2 pseudogenes are annotated in these 896 nt (G+C 50.0%); both read left to right on the forward strand.

Going from position 1 to position 896, the window contains the following annotated elements:
* Window positions 1–477: pseudogene (locus tag OGY19_RS02290) on the forward strand (hypothetical protein); the annotation flags it as partial.
* A 38-nt stretch (window positions 478–515) separates the two neighbouring features.
* Window positions 516–896: pseudogene (locus OGY19_RS02295) on the forward strand (hypothetical protein); the annotation flags it as partial.

Consider the following 896-nt stretch of genomic DNA (forward strand, 5'->3'; position numbering starts at 1 on the left):
GAGGAGTATCTGGTGTATGCCATCCACAAGCCGGAGGAGCAGTCCCTGTGCATGACGCCGGGGTGCTACCGGGGAAAGAATCAGGCGCGCCGGGCGGCAGTGCGTATCCCGCTACGGGTTTGCTATTTGTGCCTGGTTATTATTATCCCATTATATATACATGTATATAATGGATGGGAGGCATTCTCAAATCCATATTTTTATTCACTTATGGCAGTAGCTTTTCTGGCCTTACTGGGGTTGTGTCTGCTTCCCGCGGCCTGGTCAATTTACAAACATAAACCGTTACCGGAAGAAACGCTGTCAGAGGAGATATTCACTCTGCTGGGCTGGGAAAACGTGGCGGATATTAACCTGGACACGCTCCATAAACGGCGAAAAAAAGAGTGGCAGCGAACGGGGAACCCGCCAAATCCTCTGCGCAAAGGAACCCCCTTTGATTATTCAGGGGGGACACATTGTTTTTTTTATTATTAATACGGATGTTGAATGGTTCTTAATGGCATGGATAAATTATGAAAAAAGAGCTGAAATTCTCGGACGGATTGCGAAGAAGCCTCGAAGGCAGCAATAAAAAATATCCGCTGCATAACTACCTGCAGCAAAAAAGTGAGCTGGCGCGAACGCAGGAAATTCTGCGCAATATCGAGGCCAGCAATGAAAAAGGAAAATGGCTGGCACATTTTCGCCTGAAAGAGAAAGAACTGCTGGACGCGCTGAAAAATGCTCCACCGGACCCGGTGCTGCCGCCTCCGGCACCGCTGATTAAAGTTCGGGGGGTCATTGAAAAACTGACGCAGCGGCGGGTGGTGCAGTATTTCGACGTTCTGTCCTACCCGGAAGGAAGCGCCTACTACGCCCGCTATAAAAAGAAGATGGCGGCGTCGGCGGTGGTC

Origin of the sequence: Citrobacter sp. Cy070 (assembly GCF_030332245.1) — a bacterium.
GTDB classification, from domain to species: domain Bacteria; phylum Pseudomonadota; class Gammaproteobacteria; order Enterobacterales; family Enterobacteriaceae; genus Citrobacter; species Citrobacter youngae.